The organism is Agromyces sp. NPDC057679 (assembly GCF_042799635.1).
Lineage (GTDB): Bacteria > Actinomycetota > Actinomycetes > Actinomycetales > Microbacteriaceae > Agromyces.
Genome location: NZ_JBHVIK010000005.1, coordinates 244,381 through 262,604 on the forward strand (window position 1 = coordinate 244,381; position 18,224 = coordinate 262,604).

General features: G+C 70.0%; 13 protein-coding genes and 2 tRNA genes. 10 read left to right on the top strand and 5 right to left on the bottom strand.

What is annotated here, in order from left to right; translation table 11 throughout:
- Positions 1–40 precede the first annotated feature (40 nt).
- The gene (gene nudC, locus ACFVAJ_RS20615; protein ID WP_376947536.1) at positions 41–1,000 is read left to right on the top strand and encodes an NAD(+) diphosphatase; all 960 of its coding nucleotides are present in this window, start codon (positions 41–43) and stop codon (positions 998–1,000) included.
- On the top strand, positions 997–2,781 hold the full coding sequence (locus ACFVAJ_RS20620; RefSeq protein ID WP_376947823.1) for an ATP-dependent helicase: 1,785 nt from the start codon (positions 997–999) through the stop codon (positions 2,779–2,781). The genes nudC and ACFVAJ_RS20620 overlap by 4 nt, the downstream gene beginning before the upstream one ends.
- A gap of 861 nt (positions 2,782–3,642) precedes the next feature.
- Here ACFVAJ_RS20620 and ACFVAJ_RS20625 read toward each other — a convergent pair.
- Positions 3,643–5,019, bottom strand: a complete 1,377-nt coding sequence (locus tag ACFVAJ_RS20625) for a zinc-dependent metalloprotease (protein ID WP_376947538.1) — start codon at positions 5,017–5,019, stop codon at positions 3,643–3,645.
- 191 nt (positions 5,020–5,210) lie between these two features.
- Between ACFVAJ_RS20625 and ACFVAJ_RS20630 the strand changes: the two genes are divergently transcribed.
- From ACFVAJ_RS20630 to ACFVAJ_RS20640, 3 genes are read left to right on the top strand one after another with little or no spacing between them, the layout of a single operon-like run.
- Entirely contained in the window at positions 5,211–6,323 is a 1,113-nt protein-coding gene (locus ACFVAJ_RS20630; protein ID WP_376947540.1) for a PDZ domain-containing protein, read from the top strand.
- A gap of 59 nt (positions 6,324–6,382) precedes the next feature.
- Positions 6,383–9,334, top strand: coding sequence for a UPF0182 family protein (locus ACFVAJ_RS20635; protein ID WP_376947542.1), 2,952 nt, complete (start codon positions 6,383–6,385; stop codon positions 9,332–9,334).
- On the top strand, positions 9,331–10,191 hold the full coding sequence (locus ACFVAJ_RS20640) for a class I SAM-dependent methyltransferase (RefSeq protein ID WP_376947544.1): 861 nt from the start codon (positions 9,331–9,333) through the stop codon (positions 10,189–10,191). Before ACFVAJ_RS20635 ends, ACFVAJ_RS20640 begins: the two co-directional genes overlap by 4 nt.
- 83 nt (positions 10,192–10,274) lie before the next feature.
- On the opposite strand, the gene ACFVAJ_RS20645 is transcribed toward ACFVAJ_RS20640, so the two are convergent.
- The gene (locus ACFVAJ_RS20645) at positions 10,275–11,627 is read right to left on the bottom strand and encodes a glycoside hydrolase family 18 protein (protein ID WP_376947546.1); all 1,353 of its coding nucleotides are present in this window, start codon (positions 11,625–11,627) and stop codon (positions 10,275–10,277) included.
- 283 nt (positions 11,628–11,910) lie between these two features.
- On the opposite strand from ACFVAJ_RS20645, the gene ACFVAJ_RS20650 reads away from it, so the two are divergent.
- The 5 genes from ACFVAJ_RS20650 (at position 11,911) to ACFVAJ_RS20670 (ending at position 15,318) form a co-directional block, all read left to right on the top strand.
- Positions 11,911–11,984 (top strand) — tRNA-Met (locus ACFVAJ_RS20650).
- 177 nt (positions 11,985–12,161) lie between these two features.
- A tRNA-Met gene (locus tag ACFVAJ_RS20655) sits at positions 12,162–12,235 on the top strand.
- A gap of 604 nt (positions 12,236–12,839) precedes the next feature.
- Complete coding sequence (locus ACFVAJ_RS20660) at positions 12,840–13,103, top strand: hypothetical protein (protein WP_376947548.1); 264 nt, start codon at positions 12,840–12,842, stop codon at positions 13,101–13,103.
- Entirely contained in the window at positions 13,103–14,806 is a 1,704-nt protein-coding gene (locus ACFVAJ_RS20665) for an alpha/beta hydrolase (protein WP_376947550.1), read from the top strand. Before ACFVAJ_RS20660 ends, ACFVAJ_RS20665 begins: the two co-directional genes overlap by 1 nt.
- Before the next feature lie 89 nt (positions 14,807–14,895).
- On the top strand, positions 14,896–15,318 hold the full coding sequence (locus ACFVAJ_RS20670; RefSeq protein WP_376947552.1) for a hypothetical protein: 423 nt from the start codon (positions 14,896–14,898) through the stop codon (positions 15,316–15,318).
- Positions 15,319–15,467: 149 nt separating this feature from the next.
- On the opposite strand, the gene ACFVAJ_RS20675 is transcribed toward ACFVAJ_RS20670, so the two are convergent.
- From ACFVAJ_RS20675 to ACFVAJ_RS20685, 3 genes are all read right to left on the bottom strand, one after another.
- On the bottom strand, positions 15,468–16,241 hold the full coding sequence (locus tag ACFVAJ_RS20675) for a CPBP family intramembrane glutamic endopeptidase (RefSeq protein WP_376947554.1): 774 nt from the start codon (positions 16,239–16,241) through the stop codon (positions 15,468–15,470).
- Positions 16,242–16,244: 3 nt separating this feature from the next.
- Complete coding sequence (locus ACFVAJ_RS20680; protein WP_376947556.1) at positions 16,245–17,183, bottom strand: CPBP family intramembrane glutamic endopeptidase; 939 nt, start codon at positions 17,181–17,183, stop codon at positions 16,245–16,247.
- Positions 17,184–17,260: 77 nt separating this feature from the next.
- Positions 17,261–18,202, bottom strand: a complete 942-nt coding sequence (locus ACFVAJ_RS20685; protein ID WP_376947558.1) for a type II CAAX prenyl endopeptidase Rce1 family protein — start codon at positions 18,200–18,202, stop codon at positions 17,261–17,263.
- Positions 18,203–18,224 lie beyond the last annotated feature (22 nt).

An 18,224-nucleotide genomic window follows, 5' to 3' on the forward strand; every position in this document is an offset into this window, starting at 1 on the left:
CCTTCCCGCCGACTCCGCATCCATCAGCGAGAGGGGCGCAGTGAACGACGAGGGCCCGACTCCACCGTTCGCGCGGGCCGTGATCGATCGCGACGCCGAGCGGCGCGCCGATCCGGCGATCTTCGACGCGTTCGACGCCGACCCGGCGTCGCGGGTGCTGCTCGTGCACGGCGACCGCGCCCTCGTGGCCGAGCAGGTCGACGGCTCGGCTCCGGCCCTCGAGCTCCGCCACCCGGCCGACGCGCCTGCGGGGGTGCTGCGCGCCTACCTCGGGCGCGGTGACGACCCCGCCCTCACCTACGAACTGCGCGTCGTCGACGACGAGACCGCCGCGGCCGTCGAGCCCGAGGCGGCACGGTGGCTCGGACTCCGCGCCGCGGCGACCCGGCTCGACGAGCTCCACACCGGGCTCTTCGTCGAGGCGCTCGCACTCGCGAACTGGCACGCCGCCCACGGCTTCTGCCCGCGGTGCGGTGCGACGACGACGCCGGTGCAGGCCGGGTGGGCCCGGCGCTGCGACCAGGATGCCGCGATGCTGTTCCCGCGCACCGATCCCGCCGTGATCGTGGTCGTCACCGACGACGACGACCGGCTGCTGCTCGGATCGAACGCCCTGTGGGAGCAGCGGCGCTTCTCGCTGCTCGCGGGGTTCGTCGAACCGGGCGAGTCCCTCGAGGACGCGGTCGTGCGTGAGATCCACGAGGAGGCCGGACTCGCCGTCGACCGGGTCGAGTACCGGGGGTCGCAGCCGTGGCCGTTCCCGGCGAGCCTCATGCTCGGATTCCACGCCCGGCTCGCACCCGGGGTCGACCCGGCGACCGCGAAGCCCGACGGCGAGGAGATCCTCGAGCTGCGCTGGTTCAGCCGCGAGGAGCTGGCCGAGTCGTGGGGCGGCGTGACGCTGCCGGGCGAGACCTCGATCGCCCGCTGGCTCATCGAAGGCTGGTACGGCGGGCCCGTCGTGGCGCCCGAGCGCTCGCCCGCGTGGTCGGGCTCGTGACCGGCGCCGAGTCGAGCGCGCAGCTCGCCGCCGACCCCGGCGTCACGACGGGCGACCCGCTCCTCGACGGGCTCGACGCCGAGCAGCGCGTCGTCGCCGAGGCGCTGCACGGGCCGGTCTGCGTGCTCGCGGGTGCGGGCACCGGCAAGACCCGCGCGATCACGCACCGCATCGCGTACGGCGTGGCCTCGGGCGCGTACGACCCGGCACGCGTGATGGCGCTCACGTTCACCTCGCGCGCCGCCGCGGAGCTCCGCGCGCGGCTCGGTGCCCTCGGCGCCGGTGCCGTTCGGGCCCGCACCTTCCACGCGGCGGCGCTCGCGCAGCTCAACCACTTCTGGCCGATCGTCGTCGGCGGCCCGGCTCCGCGCGTGCTCGATTACAAGGGCCGGCTGCTCGGTCAGGCCGCCGAACGGGTGAAGCTCAAGGTCGACGTGGCGACCCTGCGCGACGTCGCCGCCGAGATCGAGTGGCGCAAGGTCAGCGTCAAGGGGCCCGAGTCGTACGCGGCGCGCCTCGCGATGCGCGGTGCGCCCGGGCGGCTCACGACCGAGCAGTTCCTCGAGCTCGTCGAGTCGTACGAGCACGTGAAGGACGAGCGCCGCATGCTCGACTTCGAGGACGTGCTGCTCGCCACCGCGGGCATGATCGAGTCCGAGCCATCCGTCGCGATGCAGGTGCGCGAGAGCTACCGCCACTTCATCGTCGACGAGTACCAGGACGTCTCGCCCGCTCAGCAGCAGCTGCTCGAGCTCTGGCTCGGCGACCGCAGCGAGCTCTGCGTCGTCGGCGACGCGAGCCAGACCATCTACTCCTTCGCGGGGGCGAACTCGAGCTACCTGCTCGGATTCGAGCGGCGCTACTCCGAGGCGACGGTCGTGCGCCTCGAACGGAACTACCGTTCGACGGGGCAGATCGTCGACACGGCGAACCGGCTCATGCGCGGTCGCGAGGGCGCGCTGCGCCTCGTCTCGGCCGCGCCCGGCGACCGGGCGCCCGAGCCGGGGCTCACCGAGTACGCCTCCGATCTCGCCGAGGCCCGGGGCGTGGCGACCCGTATCCGGGATCGCATCGACGCGGGCACCGCCCCAGAAGACATCGCCGTGCTGATGCGCGTGAACTCGCAGTCGGCCATCCTCGAGCGGGCGCTCGACGAGGTGGGCGTGGGTTCGCGGGTGCGGGGCGCCGCCCGCTTCTTCGACCAGCCCGAGGTGCGCGAGGCCGTGCACGCCCTGCGGGCCGCGGCGCTCACGATCTCCGGCGAGCCGCTGTTCAAGTCGGTGAGCGACGTGCTGCGCTCGCTCGGCTGGAGCGTGCAGGCGCCCGAGGGCCCGGGCGCGGTGCGCAATCGCTGGGAGTCGCTCAACGCGATCGCACGTCTCGTCGACGACGCCCCCGAGGGCACGAGCTTCCGGCAGTTCGCCGACGATCTGCGTGCGCGGGCCGAGGCGCAGCACGAGCCCGCACTCGCGGTGGTGACGCTCGCGACCCTGCACTCGGCGAAGGGGCTCGAGTGGGACGAGGTCTTCCTCGTCGGCCTCACCGAGGGCATGCTGCCGATCAGCTACGCGAAGGGCTTCGACGCGATCGACGAGGAGCGCCGCCTGCTCTACGTCGGACTCACGCGGGCACGGCGTCGCCTCGAGCTGAGCTGGGCGCGCCTGGGCGACGGGCAGCGCGGAGAGCGGGAGCCGTCGCGCTTCCTCCAGGAGCTCGACAACCGCACTCGGGGTGCGGCCGGTGGTCAGCAGCCTGCGAGCCGCCAGCGGCCGCGAGGCTGAGACTCCGCCCCGCGAGGGGCGTCTCGCCGAAGCGCAGCCGGTCGTCGACGGCGACGGCCGCGGCCGTCGCGGCGTCGACGAGGGCGCGGATGCCGCGTGCCGCGGGCGGTGCCTCGCGCCCGGCGAGCTGCGCGGCGATGACGGGCCACGCCGGGTCCCGGTCGCGGCGGGCGAGTTCGAGGCAGCGGAGGCACGGGCCGAGACCGGGTTCGACGAGCGGGCCGATGCGCCAGCCCGACTCGTCGTCGACCACCGCGAGGTGCGGCACGTCGGCGCGCAGCCAGGGCAGGTGGCGGGCCGGGGGGATCACCCAGTGCGCGGCGATCACGACGAGGCCGGGGGCGGGCGTCGCGGCCCTCACGACCGCGTCGACGGCGACGACCCGGTGCCCGAGCTCGGCGAGGCGCCGCTCGAGGAGCGCGCCGAAGGTTCCGTCGGCGTCGAGCAGCACCGGCCTCGGGTCGTCGGGCGCCGCACCCTCCGCAGCTTCGAACTCGTGCTCGAGCACCGGGGCGAGCTCCGCGAGCAGCCGTTCGATCTCGTCGGGCGTGCCGCCGAGTCCGCGGCCGATGGTGCGGAGCGTCGCGAGACTCGCGCCGTGGCGCAGCGCGGTGAGGAGCCCGGCCTCGAGCGGGCCGGGGTCGGCGATGACGACGCGCGGCACCTCGCCGCCGAGCTGCAGCTCGCTGGGCGACCGCCAGACGAGGGGGAGTGCCGGATCGATGCGCGGTGACATGCCGTGAGCATCGCGCACCGCGGCGCCCGGCGTCGGAATCCCTCCACAGGGTTTGCGAGCGGCGGCGCGGCGGCGGCAGCGGGCACCGAGCACTGCGCCGCGCGACGGGCGTCAGCTCGCCGGGGTCAGCTCGCCGGGGTCTCGCCGTCCTCGCCGGGGCCGGCGGGGGTCTCGCCCCGCAGCAGCTGCTCGAGCGCCTGGTCGAACTCGTCGTCGGCCTCGGTCTCGGCCGTGTCGGTGCCGGTCAGGCGGGCGATGAGCGCGCTGGGGTCGTCGAGGTCGGCCGAGGTCGGCAGCAGGTCGGGGTGCGCCCAGAGCGCGTCGCGCGCCTCGACGCCGACGGCCTCGGTCACCGCGCTCCACATCGCGGCCGCCTCACGGAGACGGCGCGGCCGGAGCTCGAGCCCGACGAGCGTGGCGAACGCCGACTCGGCCGGTCCGCCGGAGGCGCGACGGCGTCGGATCGACTCGGCGATCGCATCGGTGCGCGGCAGCCGGCCCGTGGCATCCGCCGTGACCTGGTCGACCCAGCCCTCGACGAGCGCGAGCATCGTCTCGAGCCGGCCGAGCGCCGCCTGCTGGGCCTCGCTCTTCGGCCGGATCAGCGTGCCGCCGACGACCGCCTGGCGGAGCTCGTCGGTGTTCGACGGGTCGAAGCCCTCGGCGAGCTCTTCGAGGCGCTCGGTGTCGATGTCGATGCCGCGCGCGAACGCGGTGATCGCGGTGATGAGGTGGAGCCGCAGCCACCGCGCGTGGCGGAAGAGCCGGGCGTGCGCGAGCTCGCGCACGGCGAGGTAGAGCTCGACCTGGTCGGCCGGGATGTCGAGGCCCTCGCCGAACACCGCGGCGTTCTGCGGCAGGATCGCCGCCCGCGAGTCGTCGAGGAGGGGGATGCCGATGTCGCCGCCCGAGACGACCTCGGTCGAGAGCTGGCCGACGACCTGCCCGAGCTGCATCGCGAAGAGCGCGCCGCCGATGCCGCGGAGCATCCGGCTCGCGTTCTCGATCATGCCGCGCATCTCTTCTGGCGCCTGCTCGAGCATCACGCGGGTGAGCGCGTCGGAGATCGAGAGGGCGACGGGCTCGGCGAGCTGGGTCCAGATGGGCATCGTCGCCGCGACCCACGCGCGCCGGGTGATCACCTCGGGCGTCTGCGGGGGAGCGGAGAAGTCGACGGCCTCGTCGAGCCAGAGCGACGCGACCTGGAAGGCCTGGTCGAACCGGGCGCGGTCGGCGTCGGAGATCTGCGTCTGGCCGGTCGCCGCGCGCTCCTCGCCCTGCCGGGTCGCGACGCTCCAGTCGATGCCGTCGCCGCTGCGGTTCATCGCCTGCTGCAGCTGGCCGAACAGCGCGGCGACGCTCGCCGGGTCGTTCGGCAGGCCCGCGGCGCCCGCGAGGCTCGACGGGTCGATGCCACCGGCGCCCGACAGCAGTTCGCGCAGCATGTCGCGGAACTCGTCCTCGGGGTTCCGGTCGCCGGGTTCGCCCTGTTCATCGGCCACGTGCGCCACCTCCAGCTCTCGTCTCTTCAACCGTAACGCGGGCATCCGGCGTCGCGTCTGGGAAATGGCCTAGGCTTGCAATCCGGGTGTCCGCCCTTCGCGAACAGCGCCGGCTCGGCCCGCCCCACCACCTCGGCCCGTCGCCGCGTACGACCGGCCCCTCGTCGCGAACGCCGCGAAAGGACTGCCCGATGGCCCTCTTCACCGATGACTCGCCGGCGCCCGCCGATCGGGGTCGGCGCTCGCGGCGCGAGCGCATCGGATGGACCGCCGTCATCGTCGCCACGGTCATCGCGATCGTGTTCGGCCTGCTGCCGTCGCCGTACGTGATCGAGCAGCCCGGCCCCGTCTACGACACCCTCGGCGTCGCCGAGAACGCCGACGGCGAGGAGGTGCCGCTGATCGAGATCCCCGACGAGACGACCTACCCGACCGAGGGCGAGCTCAACCTGCTCACGGTCTCGGTCGTCGGCCGGCCCGGCAACACGCCGAACTGGCTCGAGGTGCTCTGGGCATGGGGCGACTCCACCCGCACCGTCATGCCGATGGAGGCCGTCTTCCCGCCCGGCGTCAGCAACGAGGACCGCGACGCGCAGAACGAGGCGGCCATGGTCGACTCGCAGCAGGACGCGATCGCCGCGGCCCTCGTCGAGCTCGGCTACGAGTTCCCGAGGGAGGTGACGATCGTCGGCCTGCTCGAGGGCTCGCCCGCCGACGGCGTGCTCGAGGAGGGCGACGTGGTCGTCTCGCTCGAGGGCACGCCCGTGAACTCCATCGGCGAGCTGCAGACGGCGGTCCGCGAGCACGGCACGGATGCCCCGGCGTCGATCGAGATCGAACGCGACGGCGTGCGCGAGACCGTCGAGGTCACCCCGGTCGACCGCGACGGCACGGCCGTGCTCGGCGTCGGCGTGCGCATGCACTACGAGTTCCCGATCGAGGTCGAGCTCCAACTCGACAACGTCGGCGGACCGAGCGCCGGCATGATGTTCGCGCTCGGCATCGTCGACGAGCTCACCCCCGGCGCGATGACCGGCGGCGAGATCGTGGCGGGCACCGGAACGATCGACTCGGCGGGCGCCGTGGGGCCGATCGGCGGCATCCGCCAGAAGCTCTGGGGCGCCGACGGCGCCGACGCCGACTGGTTCCTCGCGCCCGAGTCGAACTGCGACGAGGTCGTCGGCAACGTGCCCGACGGCATGACCGTGTTCGCCGTGTCGACGCTCGACCAGGCGCGCACGATCGTCGAAGACCTGGGCGACGGCGAGCTGACGGGAACCTACCCGTCGTGCGACGCCTCCTGACCAGCAGATTCCAAGCATCGCGACTCTAGGATGGAGTCTCGATCCCATCCCGACCGAACATGAGGCCGAGAGTGTCAGCACAGCCGCAAGAACCGAGGGTCCCGCGTCGTCGCGCGCCGATCGCGATCACGATCGGGGTGGTGGCCGTCCTCGTCATCGCGTTCTTCGTGTTCGCGGGCCTCTACACCGACGTGCTGTGGTTCCAGCAACTCGGATTCCTCTCGGTGCTGACCACCGAGTGGATCGCGCGGGTCTCGCTGTTCCTCATCGGGTTCCTCGCGATGGCGCTGCCGATCTGGGGCTCGATCCAGATCGCCTACCGCACCCGCCCGGTCTACGCGAAGCTCAACTCGCAGCTCGACCGATACCAGGAGGTGTTCGAGCCCCTGCGCCGGCTCGCGATGTACGGCATCCCCGTCGTGCTCGGCGTCTTCGCCGGCGTCTCGGCGTCGAGCCGCTGGGAGGTCACGCTCGCGTGGCTGAACCGCACGCCGTTCGGCCAGACCGACCCGCAGTTCGGCTTCGACATCGGCTTCTTCGTGTTCGAGCTGCCGTTCTACCGCAGCGTCGTCGGCTTCGCCTCGGCGGTCGTGCTGCTCTCAGTCCTCCTCGTCGTCGCGACGAACTATCTCTACGGCGCGATCCGCGTGAGCGGCCGCGAGGTCGTCATCTCGAAGTCCGCGCGCATCCAGATCGCCGTGACCGCGGGCCTCTACCTGCTGCTGCAGGGCATCAGCATCTGGCTCGACCAGTACGCGACGGTCACCGAGAACAGCTCGCTGATCACCGGCGCCGCCTACACCGACGTGTACGCCACGATCCCCGGCCGCGGCATCCTCGCCGGCATCGCCGTCGTCGTCGCGATCCTCTTCTTCGTGACCGCCGTGATGGGCCGCTGGCGGCTGCCGCTCGTCGGCACGGCGCTCCTCATCGTGACGAGCCTGCTGATCGGCACGCTCTACCCGTGGGTGGTGCAGCGCTTCCAGGTCGACCCGAACGCGAAGTCGCTCGAGGCGCCGTTCATCCAGCGCAACATCGACCTCACGCGCGACGCGTACGGCGTCGCCGACGTCGAGGAGATTCCCTTCGAGGCGAAGACCGACGCCGAGCCGGGCGCGCTCCGCTCCGATGCCGAGACGACCGCGAACATCCGCCTGATGGACCCGCTGGTGATCTCGCCGGCGTTCCAGCAGCTCGAGCAGTTCCGCCAGTACTACCAGTTCCCGAAGCAGCTCGACGTCGACCGCTACGAGGTCGACGGCACCACCCAGGACACGGTGGTGGCGGTGCGCGACGTCAAGCTCTCGGGCCTCGGCGATGCCGAGACCTGGTACAACTCGCACCTCGTCTACACGCACGGCTACGGCCTCGTCGCCGCGGCCGGCAACCAGCGCTCGGTCGACGGGCAGCCGGTGTTCCTCGAGTCGGGCATCCCGCAGGCGGGTTCGCTCGGCGAGTTCGAACCGCGCGTCTACTTCGGCGAGAACTCGCCGCAGTACTCGATCGTCGGCGCCCCGAAGGACAGCGAGCCCATCGAGCTCGACTACCCGGCCGGCAGCGACAACGAGGAGCAGACGCAGACGACCTTCTCGGGCGACGGCGGGCCGAAGCTCGACAACATCTTCACGAAGCTCGTCTACGCGCTGAAGTTCCAGTCCGAGCAGATCTTCCTCTCCGACCAGGTGACCGACGACTCGCAGATCCTCTACGACCGCGACCCGATCCAGCGCGTGCAGAAGGTCGCCCCGTACCTGACCCTCGACTCCGAGACCTACCCGTCGATCGTCGGCGACCGTCTCGTCTGGATCGTCGACGGCTACACGCTCTCCGACCAGTACCCGTACTCGAACAAGGTCAGCATGAGCGAGGCGATCGCCGACAGCGAGGGGCTCGCCCCGGCGCTCGCGTTCGACGAGATCAACTACATCCGCAACTCGGTGAAGGCCACGGTCGACGCCTACGACGGCACGGTGACGCTCTATGCATGGGATGACGAGGACCCGATCCTCCAGACCTGGCAGAAGATCTTCCCGTCGACGATCGAGCCGATGAGCAAGATGTCGGGCGAGCTGATGGCCCACGTCCGCTACCCCTCCGACCTGTTCAAGGTGCAGCGCGCGGTGCTCGGCCGCTACCACGTGACCGAGGCCAGCCCGTTCTACTCGCGCGAGGACGCCTGGACCACGCCGAAGGACCCGACGGCGGGCGCCAACACGACGCTCCTCCAGCCGCCGTACTACCTGACGATGCAGATGCCCGGGCAGGACACGCCCGCGTACTCGCTGTACTCGACGTTCATCCCCGAGGCGCGCGGGGACGAGAGCCGCAACGTGCTGCGCGGCTACCTCGCCGTCGACTCCGACGCCGGAGCCGCGGACGGCGAACGGTCGGACGGGTACGGCAAGCTCAGGCTGCTCACCCTTCCCGAAGACGACAACGTGCCCGGTCCCGGCCAGGTGCAGGCGAAGTTCAACTCCGATCCGAGCGTCTCGCAGTCGCTCAACCTGCTGAAGCAGGGCCAATCCGACGTCATCAACGGCAACCTGCTCACGGTGCCGGTCGGCGGCGGCCTGCTCTACGTGCAACCGGTCTACGTGAAGTCGACGGGTGACACGAGCTACCCGCTGCTGCAGAAGGTGCTCGTCGCCTTCGGCGACCAGATCGCCTTCCAGGACACGCTCGACCAGGCGCTCGACGTGCTCTTCGGCGGCGACTCGGGTGCGTCGGCGGGCGACAACGAGGTGGAGCCGGGCACCACGCCCACTCCGGGTGAAGGCGAGGGCGAGGGCGGTTCGCCGACCACGCCCGAGGCGCCGAGCGACGAGATGCAGGCGCTCCTGAACCAGGCCGCGCAGGCCCTGAAGGACAAGCAGGCCGCGCTCGCCGAGGGCGACTGGGTGGCCTACGGCGCCGCCGACGCGAAGCTCGCCGAGACGATCTCGAAGATGATCGCGCTCACCAACGACACCGAGGGCGGTACGGGCGGCACCGACGAGTCCGGCGGCGAATGAGCGTCGACCTGCGCGACGGCGACTGGCTCGACGACAACCGCGCCGGTTGGGACGAGCGCGTCGGCGTGCACCTCGCGAGCACGTTCTACGACCAGGCGCCGCTGCGTGCGGGCGGGGGAGTGCTCGACCCGATCGCGCGCGCCGGCGTCGAACGTCTCTTCCCCGACGGGCTCGAGGGCGTGCGCGTGCTGCACCTGCAGTGCCATTTCGGCTCCGACTCGCTCTCGCTCGTGAACCGCGGGGCGCGCGTGATCGGCATCGACTTCTCGCCCGCGGCCGTGGACGAGGCGCGGCGCATGGCCGCCGAGATCGGGGTCGCCGATCGCGCCCGCTTCATCGAGGCGAACGTGTACGACGCCCGGCACATGCTGCCCGAGCCCGAGTCCTTCGACCTCGTGTTCGTGACGTGGGGCACCATCAACTGGCTGCCCGACGTGGCCGAGTGGGCGCGGATCGTCGCCTGGTACCTGAAGCCCGGCGGTCGCCTCTACTTCGCGGAGGGGCATCCGACCGCGATGGTCTTCGACGGCGACGACGGGCCCGACGGCCTGCCGTCGATCCGCTACGCCTACCAGAGCGAGGAGCCCGAGGTCCTCGACGATCCCGGCGACTACGCCGACCCCGAGGCGCGCCTCGAGAACGCCCGCACCTGGGAGTGGGCGCACCCGATCGACGAGGTGCTCGGCGCGCTCCGCGACGCGGGGCTCGAGCTCGAGACGTTCACCGAGCACTACTCGGTGCCGTGGAAGGTGTTCCCCGCCACGGTCGAGCTCGGCGAGGGCATGTACGGCTGGCCGGCCGAACGCTGGCTGCCGCTCTCGTACGAACTCGTCGCGCGCAACCCGTCGGCTGGGTAGCGGCGCGTTCGAGAACACGACCCCGAACGGCAGGATGCCTCGGAGCGAGTCCGCTCCGAGGCATCCGCCGCTCTCGGGGTGCGTCAGTCGAGCGGACCCTCGTCGGCCGCGCGCAGCGTGTCGCCGAGCGTGCTGCCGAGCTCGTTGCGGTAGTCGCCCGAGAGGTCCCACCACATCGCGCCGCCGAAGCCCTGCGACGCGAGCCACTCGGCCTTCTGCTTCACCGACTTCGGGTCGTCGAGGCTCCACCACTGGCCGGTCTTCGCGTCGTAGCGCCAGGAGGCGCCGATCGCGGGGTCGTAGTAGCCCGTGCCGATCGAGCGGATCTCGTAGTAGGGCTTCGTGCCGATGGAGGTCACGGTCGGGTCGGCCGTCCAGACGGCACGGTCGCCGACGGTGACGTTCGTCCAGCCCTGGCCGTACGCCGGGATCCCGATGTTCAGCTGATCGGGCCGGGCTCCGGCGGCGGTGTAGAGGCCGACGGCGTTGTCGAGCGCGAGGCCCCAGTTGTTCGCCCCGTCGGGGTGGAGGTTGCCCTGGTGGCCCGTGTTGCCGGTCCATCCGCCGGCGTAGTCGTAGCCCTGGATGTTCAGGAAGTCGACGACTTCGAACAGGCGCGGGTCGGTCCATCCGCCGGCGTTCGTGTTCCAGCCGCCGGCGGGGGCGAATGCTGTGAGCAGGTAGTCCTCACCGGTCTCGGCGCCGTACTCGTCGAGCTGGCGGCGGAACTCCTCCATCAGCGCGAGGAAGTTCTCGCGGTCGGCGGGGCTCGCGTTCGAGGTCTCGCCGCCGTTGACCGGCCACTCCCAGTCGACGTCGATGCCGTCGAAGACGCCGGCTGCCACGCCCGTGCCGCCGAGGTTGCCGACCTTCGGCAGGTTGCCCTTGAGGTAGATGTCGAGGCACGAGGTGACGAGCTTCTCGCGGCTCTCGGCGGTCGCCGCTGCGGCCGAGAAGTGGTCGGACCAGGTCCAGCCGCCGAGCGAGATGAGCACCTTCGTGTCGAGGCTCGCCTGCTTCAGCTTCTTCAGCTGGTTGAAGTTGCCGGCGAGGCGCTGGTGCTTGTTCTTCTGGTCGCGCTTGCCGTCGACCGAGTCCTGCGGTGAGACGAGGCGGAGATAGTCGTTGTACGCGTCGCCCTCGCCCGGAACGTCGGTGATCTCGCAGACGAGGTTCTCGGTGACGTTGCCGAAGGCGTAGTTGATGTGCGTGACGTCTTCGATGGCGCCGTTCTTCAGCAGGTCGGCGATCTGGAAGTCGCGGGTGATCGGGGTGTCGGCCATCAGGTAGCCGACGCTGCGGTAGCCGTTGATCTCGCTCGGGCCCTCGGGCTGACGGTGCGGATGGGCGGCGGCGGGCGCGGTCGCCGCGGTGGCGATGAGCGCGGTGGCGGCGACGGCGACGGCCGCCCCGCGGAGCAGGGGGAGTGGTGACATGGAATCCTCATCGATCGTGGTCCCGGCCGCCGCGGTCACGGCGGTTGCGTGACGGTACCAAGCCCGGCGACCGAAAGGAAAGAGTCTTAACAAAGGTTCGCGGATGCCACGGGTGAAGCCCGTCGCTCGCTGTGGAGATCTCCAACGGAATCGCGGGAGTGTGCACATGGTGCACGTTCGGCGGGTCGATCGTCGGGCGAGGTTCGGTTGCGACCGCCGGCAGGTCTGACGAGGGGTTCGATTGGACCGAGGCGGCATCCCGTGCTAATGTTTTCTCTTGTGCCGCGGGGTGGAGCAGCTCGGTAGCTCGCTGGGCTCATAACCCAGAGGTCGTAGGTTCAAATCCTGCCCCCGCAACAAAGAAAGGCTCCTGATCAGGTATTTCACTTGATCAGGAGCCTTTTGTCTTGCCCCGAGACGGCGCCGCCATGCGACGCGTGCGCGCGAGATTCCCGACGCGGCCCTCGCCCCTGACGCCCTGGAGCGCCGTCCGGTTCGAGCGGCCCCCGATGCCGTGTAGACTCTTCCTTGTGACGCGGGGTGGAGCAGCTCGGTAGCTCGCTGGGCTCATAACCCAGAGGTCGTAGGTTCAAATCCTGCCCCCGCAACGAAGCGCACGTCGAGAATCGGATTCCGATTCGTGACGGATTGCGCTGAAGAGGCCGGTACCGAAGAGATTCGGTACCGGCCTCTTGCTGTCTGTGCGTGTTCCGGCTCTCGGTTGCGCTCAGCGAAGCGCGTCAAGGCATTCGAGAACGGCTCGGGCGGCTCGTCGAATCGCCATGCGGTCGGCTGATGGCGCGGACCCCTTCGCGTCCCGGGTAGGCATGCGTTCGACACTGGACGCGGCCACGACCAGTCGCGAACCGAGCGCGACGAGGCGCGACGGGGGCGGGCGTCGACGTTGATCCACTCGCCGATTCGGAACCTTCTCGCTCCAACCGGACATACATCATGTGGGCCCGTGATTGCGGTCTCGGGAAATCAGGATCGGCTGGGGGCTTGATCGTCGATGGTGCTGCGTTCGAGTCGGGATGGGAATGACGTGCGTGGCCGCCGGCTCTCGAGCCGGGTGTCGACCGGACGCCGTCTGGGCAATGGGCGCGCGGGCAGATCAGTTTCCACAGCTCAGCATCACGACTGTGGCCGGTGCTTCCGGATCGGCTACTCTCAGTTTCGGTTGACGACGAATGGGGGATTGTGGCTGACCTCTTGATCGATGAGAAGCGGCTCGCGGAGATCTCCGCTCAGCTGTACGACGCTGCGGAGGCGTTGTCGTTCGCGGGCAATGTCCGGGTACCCGGCGATGCAGGCCTGAGCTCACCGGTCGCCGAAGAAGCGCTTGCGGACGCTGCCCGGGTGCAGGCAGCCCTCGCGGAGGTGCTCTGGGGCGTGCTCCGGGAGTTGGGGTCGCGTCCGGTCGAGGTCGCAGAGCAGTTCGCCGCGCAGGATCGTGCGTTCGGCCGGGCGAGCTGATGGGCTGGACCGACGAGAATCCCTCGAACGCGAATCTCGACCGTATCCGTGCTGTGGCGCGTGCGCGGCAAGCCGCCGCCGACGATGTCAGCGGGGCGCTCACGCACCTCGGGAACGCGGTGGCCGAGGCTTCAGAAGCCCACTGGAAGGGCAACGCGCGGGAGAAGTTCCTCGCGCTGACCGCTGGAGCGCGCCCAGACCTCGAACGACTCAGCCGGGGGCTGGGGCACCACGCCGAACACCTGAACCAGTACGCCGACACCCTCGAAGAACTGCAGCACACCGAACAACTGTTGCGAGGCCGCCGGGACGAACTCGACGGTGAGCGCTTCGCGGCCGGATATGTGTTGGGGAACTTCATGGTCCGGGCCGGGAACACGCAATCGACAGGCGCGCACGAGGCGAAACGGTCCGAGTACGAGCGACGCATCGAGGACGCCGAAGCAGGCTTGGCCGACGTCGAGATCGAGTGGCAGGAGCTCATCGCCGCGCGGCGCACCGCTGACGCCACGCTCGTGTTGCATCTCGGCGATCGTGCCGCGGGTGTCGCACGGGTCGACGACCTCGCAATCGCCTCATCTTCGGCGGCAGGTCTGCTCGAGGAACTCGCGACGATGTCGCCGACCGACCTCGCCGTGCTCCTCGAGTTGCATCCCGAGCTTGCCGACAAGCTGCTCCAAGCTCGTCCCGACGATGTGGCCGCGTGGTGGGCGAGTCTCGCGCCGGCGGCGAAGCGAGCGTTCATCAACGGAATGCCGGCCGTCATCGGCAACCTCGGCGGCGTGCCGTACCGAATGCGGGACTTGGCGAATCGCGTCAATCTCGATCGAGCGATCAGCCGGCTCGCAGGCAACCCTCGGAAGGCTGACGAGTACGAGGCACTTCGCGACGTCAGGAAGGCGCTCGCACTCGGAACCACAGCCAGCCCGGCACAACTGATCTCCCTCGACGTGGACGCGCTCCCCACGCCGCTCGCCGCGATCGCCATCGGCAACCTCGACACCGCAACGAACACGACCTTCCAGGTATCGGGAATGTTCTCCTCCACGACCGACATGACCCTCCGCGTGGACGAAGCGCTGACGCTGAAGGAAGACGAAGATGCGTTCGCGCGCCGTCTCGGAATGACCGGCACCACAGCGGTCGTCGCGTGGATCGGGTACTCGTCCCCGGACGCGGCTACCGTCCTCGCGGCTGACCATGCGGAGCGCGGAGCCGAGCTGCTCGCCGCGGAACTTCGCGCGTACGACGCAACCGTCGGTGCCGAGAAGACACTGAATGTGAACGCGCACTCCTATGGCACAACGACCGCCGCGCTCGCCCTGACGAAGACAGGAGTCGAAGTCGACTCGTTCTCGATGTACGGCTCCGCCGGACTCACTGATCTCGACCTGAACGAACTCAACGTGCCCGACGGCGTGGTGTACGTCGGCCAGGCCGTCGATGACGACCTGGCAACGATCGGCCGCCTCTTGAGCGGCCGACAGGATCCCGGAGAATGGCTCGGCGTCCAGAGATACGACACCAACGGCGGGGATGTCGACCCGATCACCGAGTCCACATTCCCCGACACGAAGGGGCACAACGAATACCTCGTGCCAGGAAGCGAAACCATCCGAAATCTCGCCCTGATCAATCTCGGCCGCGGCGAACTCGCCACGGAAGACAAGTACATCGTGCCCGCCTCTGCGGCCGGACACTAGGGAGACCCACAGACATGAGACGACTCCCTCGGCTCGGCGCAATCGCGCTCGCCCTCATCCTCACCGGCTGCGGAACAGGACCTTCAGAGATGACCCCGGAAGAAGCCGAAGCCGAGCTCGCTGCGCTGTTCGATGAGACCGAGACCCTCATCGGCGGAAGCTGGGAGAACCACGACAGCCCGGTCCCACGCGCGTGCGAGCCCGTCAGCGGCGGCACCGGCGTCCAGTTCCGGTTGCAGCGATTCGGCGAAGGCGAAACGGATTCCGCCGCGATCGCCGAGGTCGCTGAGCGCGTGGCCGCCCTCTGGAAGGAGCACGGTTACGAGTCGACGATCTCGGACGAGGGTGAGCTCGGCATCGAGGTCGCCGCGCAGAACGATCGCCGTTCGCACCTGCTCTTCGGAATGAACACGAATGCCACCACACTCGATGGTGGCAGCAGCTGCGAGCCGGGCGACCCCGACGACGAGAAGTACTACGACTATCTCGAAGACCCCACCCTGCTCGAGTGAGATCGGTGGCCGGCCGAAACGATGCCCGGACAGGTTGAGCTCGTTGCCGTGATCGGTCCGACTCGTCTCCGAGTCATCCATTCGAGGCGATTGCGTGATGTGCCACGTCGGCGCGTTGAGCACGTCGTTCCGATCCGGAGGCGCGGTGCTCAGGCGACGTTCGCGAGGTGCTTCACCGGGTCTGGTGCGAACTCGAGTCGGGTGACGCTGCCCGTGGGCCAGAGCAGCTTGACGTAGACGAGCACGAGTGCGGCGATCACGACGCGTGCGAGCATCCCCGGGAGTCCGCCCTCGGGGCCGTAGGCACCGCCGTTGAGGAGCTCGTCGCCGACCGACGTCGAGGTGACCCAGCCGGGCCATCCCGTGGTGCCGCTCACCGGGAACCCCCAGAGCGACTGGCTGAGGTTCCACGAGACGTGCAGCGCGACCGGCAGCCAGATCGCCCGCGTCGCGAGGAACGCGATGCCGTAGATCACGCCGCCGAGCGCGGTGCCGAACGCGCCGATCAGCGTGGCGTTCGGGTTCGTGAGGTGCACGGCCCCGAACGCCGCCGCGACGATCGCGACGGAGATCCAGCGGCCTGCGGCGACGTTGCGGAAGAGGATCACGAGGCCGCTGAGCAGGAGCACGCGGAACAGCACCTCTTCGAAGAGCGCGTAGCCGACGATCTGGCCGAGCGCGCCGCCGAGCCCCGACCAGTCCTCGGCGCCGGCCGAGACCTCGATCGCGCCGAGCGCGAGTTCGGCGACGAAGACGAGGCCGATCACGGCGAGCGGGATCACCAGGCCGACGAGGACGTCGAGGGCGCTCCAGCGGTTCGCCGTGATGCCGAGGCTGCGCCAGACGGGCCGGTCATGGCGCCGGTACCAGACGACGGCGAAGACGCCGAAGCCGATCCCGATGAAGATCAGCGCGATGTCCATCCGTCAGGCCTGCTCGACGCGGGGCGCCGTGAGGCCTGCTTCGGTCTGAGCGCGACGGGAACTGCGTCGGTAGAGCAGGTAGGCGATGCCCGCGAAGAGGATTAGCGCGACGGCGCCGACCACACTGCCCTCGGGGCCGAACCCACCGCCCGTGACCCAGACGGGTGCACCTTCGACGGGCTCGAGGAAGATGAGGCCGGTGGTCTGCACGTTGATGCCGTCAACCTGCACACCCCACACGTTGCCCTCGCCCCAGTTCCAACCGCCGTGGATGCCGATGATGAGCCACAGCGAGTTCTGCCACAGCACGATGAAGGCGGCGAAGATCGCGTAGGCCATGATCGTCGTGAAGCCGAGCGGCTTGGTGAGCACGCCGTGCATGAGGGTGAACAGGAGTGCGGGGAGCACGACGGCGAGCCAGCCGGGCATCTGCAGGCCAGAATTCTGCATCAGGAAGCCGCGGATCAGGATCTCCTCGTTGCCGCCCTGCACGACGTGGGTGAGCACGAGGGCGAGCACGAGCAGCACGGCGGACCCGCCGCTGATCGCTCCGGCGGGCGGGTCGACGAGCCGGTAGCTCCCGGTCGCCCAGAGGAACAGGATCGGGACGGAGATCATGAGGGCGCCGATCGGGATGCCGAGCAGGAGCAGCAGGATGCCGCGCCCCGGGCGGCGGAACCCGAGGGTCTTCACGTGCCGGCGTTCGTAGAGCACGACCCAGAGGATCAGGAGGATCGAGGGGATCAGGTTCGCGGGGATCTCGAGCCACTGCGCCTCGGGCGAACCGGGCTCCGGGTGCAGGGCGAGTTCGAACACGCCCATCAGGCCGAACTGGACGACGAAGACCAGGACGATGAAGACGAGGGGGTACGACAGCCACCATCGGGTCACGCGCTTTCCGGCCGCGGCGTCCTGCACGTAGGGAGTGTTGCGGATCGTCAAGGTCTGACCTCCGGTTCGAGATTGGCGGAATGGGGGAGCGCCGAACGGCACCGCGTCGGGGCGGGATCGAGGCGCAGTCAGGCGAGTTCGGCGGATGCCGGTTCGGTCTCGGGGAGACCTGCCTCGCGACGCGCGTCCCAGCGCCGGAAGACGACGAAGGCGACGGCGGCCGCGACGAGCAGCACGATCACCGCGGGCACGCTGGCCTCGGTGCCGAAGTCGCCGCCGGTGAGCCAGTCGGGCGCATCGGCGACCGGCTGCAGGTAGACCGCCGAGGTCGACAGCGGCGGCAGGCCGCTCACCGGGATCCCGTAGAGATTGCCCATCGCGAAGTTCCAGCCGGCGTGCACGCCGATCGCGATCCAGAGTGCGCCCTGGCGCAGCACGACGAACGAGGCGAACAGCGCGAAGAGGAAGATCATCGCGAAGGGCAGCGGGTGCACGAGCACACCGTGGATGAGCGTGAACAGCAGTGCGGGCAGCAAGACCGCGAGCCATCCAGGGAACTTCAGCCCGCCGTTCTGCAGCAGGAACCCGCGGGTCAGCAACTCCTCGGTACCGCCCTGCACGACGAAGGTGAGGGCGAGCAGTATGAGGAGCGGGAGCGCGTTCCAGCCCGACGAGGCGCCCTCGGGGGCGTCGACGGACTCGTAGGCGCCGATCGACCAGAGGAAGAGCGCGGGGATCGACAGGAGGACGATCCCGGCGACGAAGCCGGCGACGAGGGTCAGGATGCCGCGCCCCGGGCGGCGGAACCCGAGGGTGCGGACGCGCCGCCGCTCGAACAGCACCACCCAGAGTACGAGGGCGAGGCCGGCGGCGGCGAACGAGATCATGTCCTGCAGCTGCGCCTCGGGCGAGCCGTGCTCGACGGGCCAGGTGGCGGCGAAGATCGCCAGGACGCCCGCCTGCACGCCGATGATGAGCACCAGGAAGACCAAGAGGTAGGCGAGCCACCACGGCGTCACGCGGCGACCGGTTGCCCCGTCCTGGACGAACGGCGTGCTTCGTACTGACATCGAGCTCCCCCAAGCTGTCACC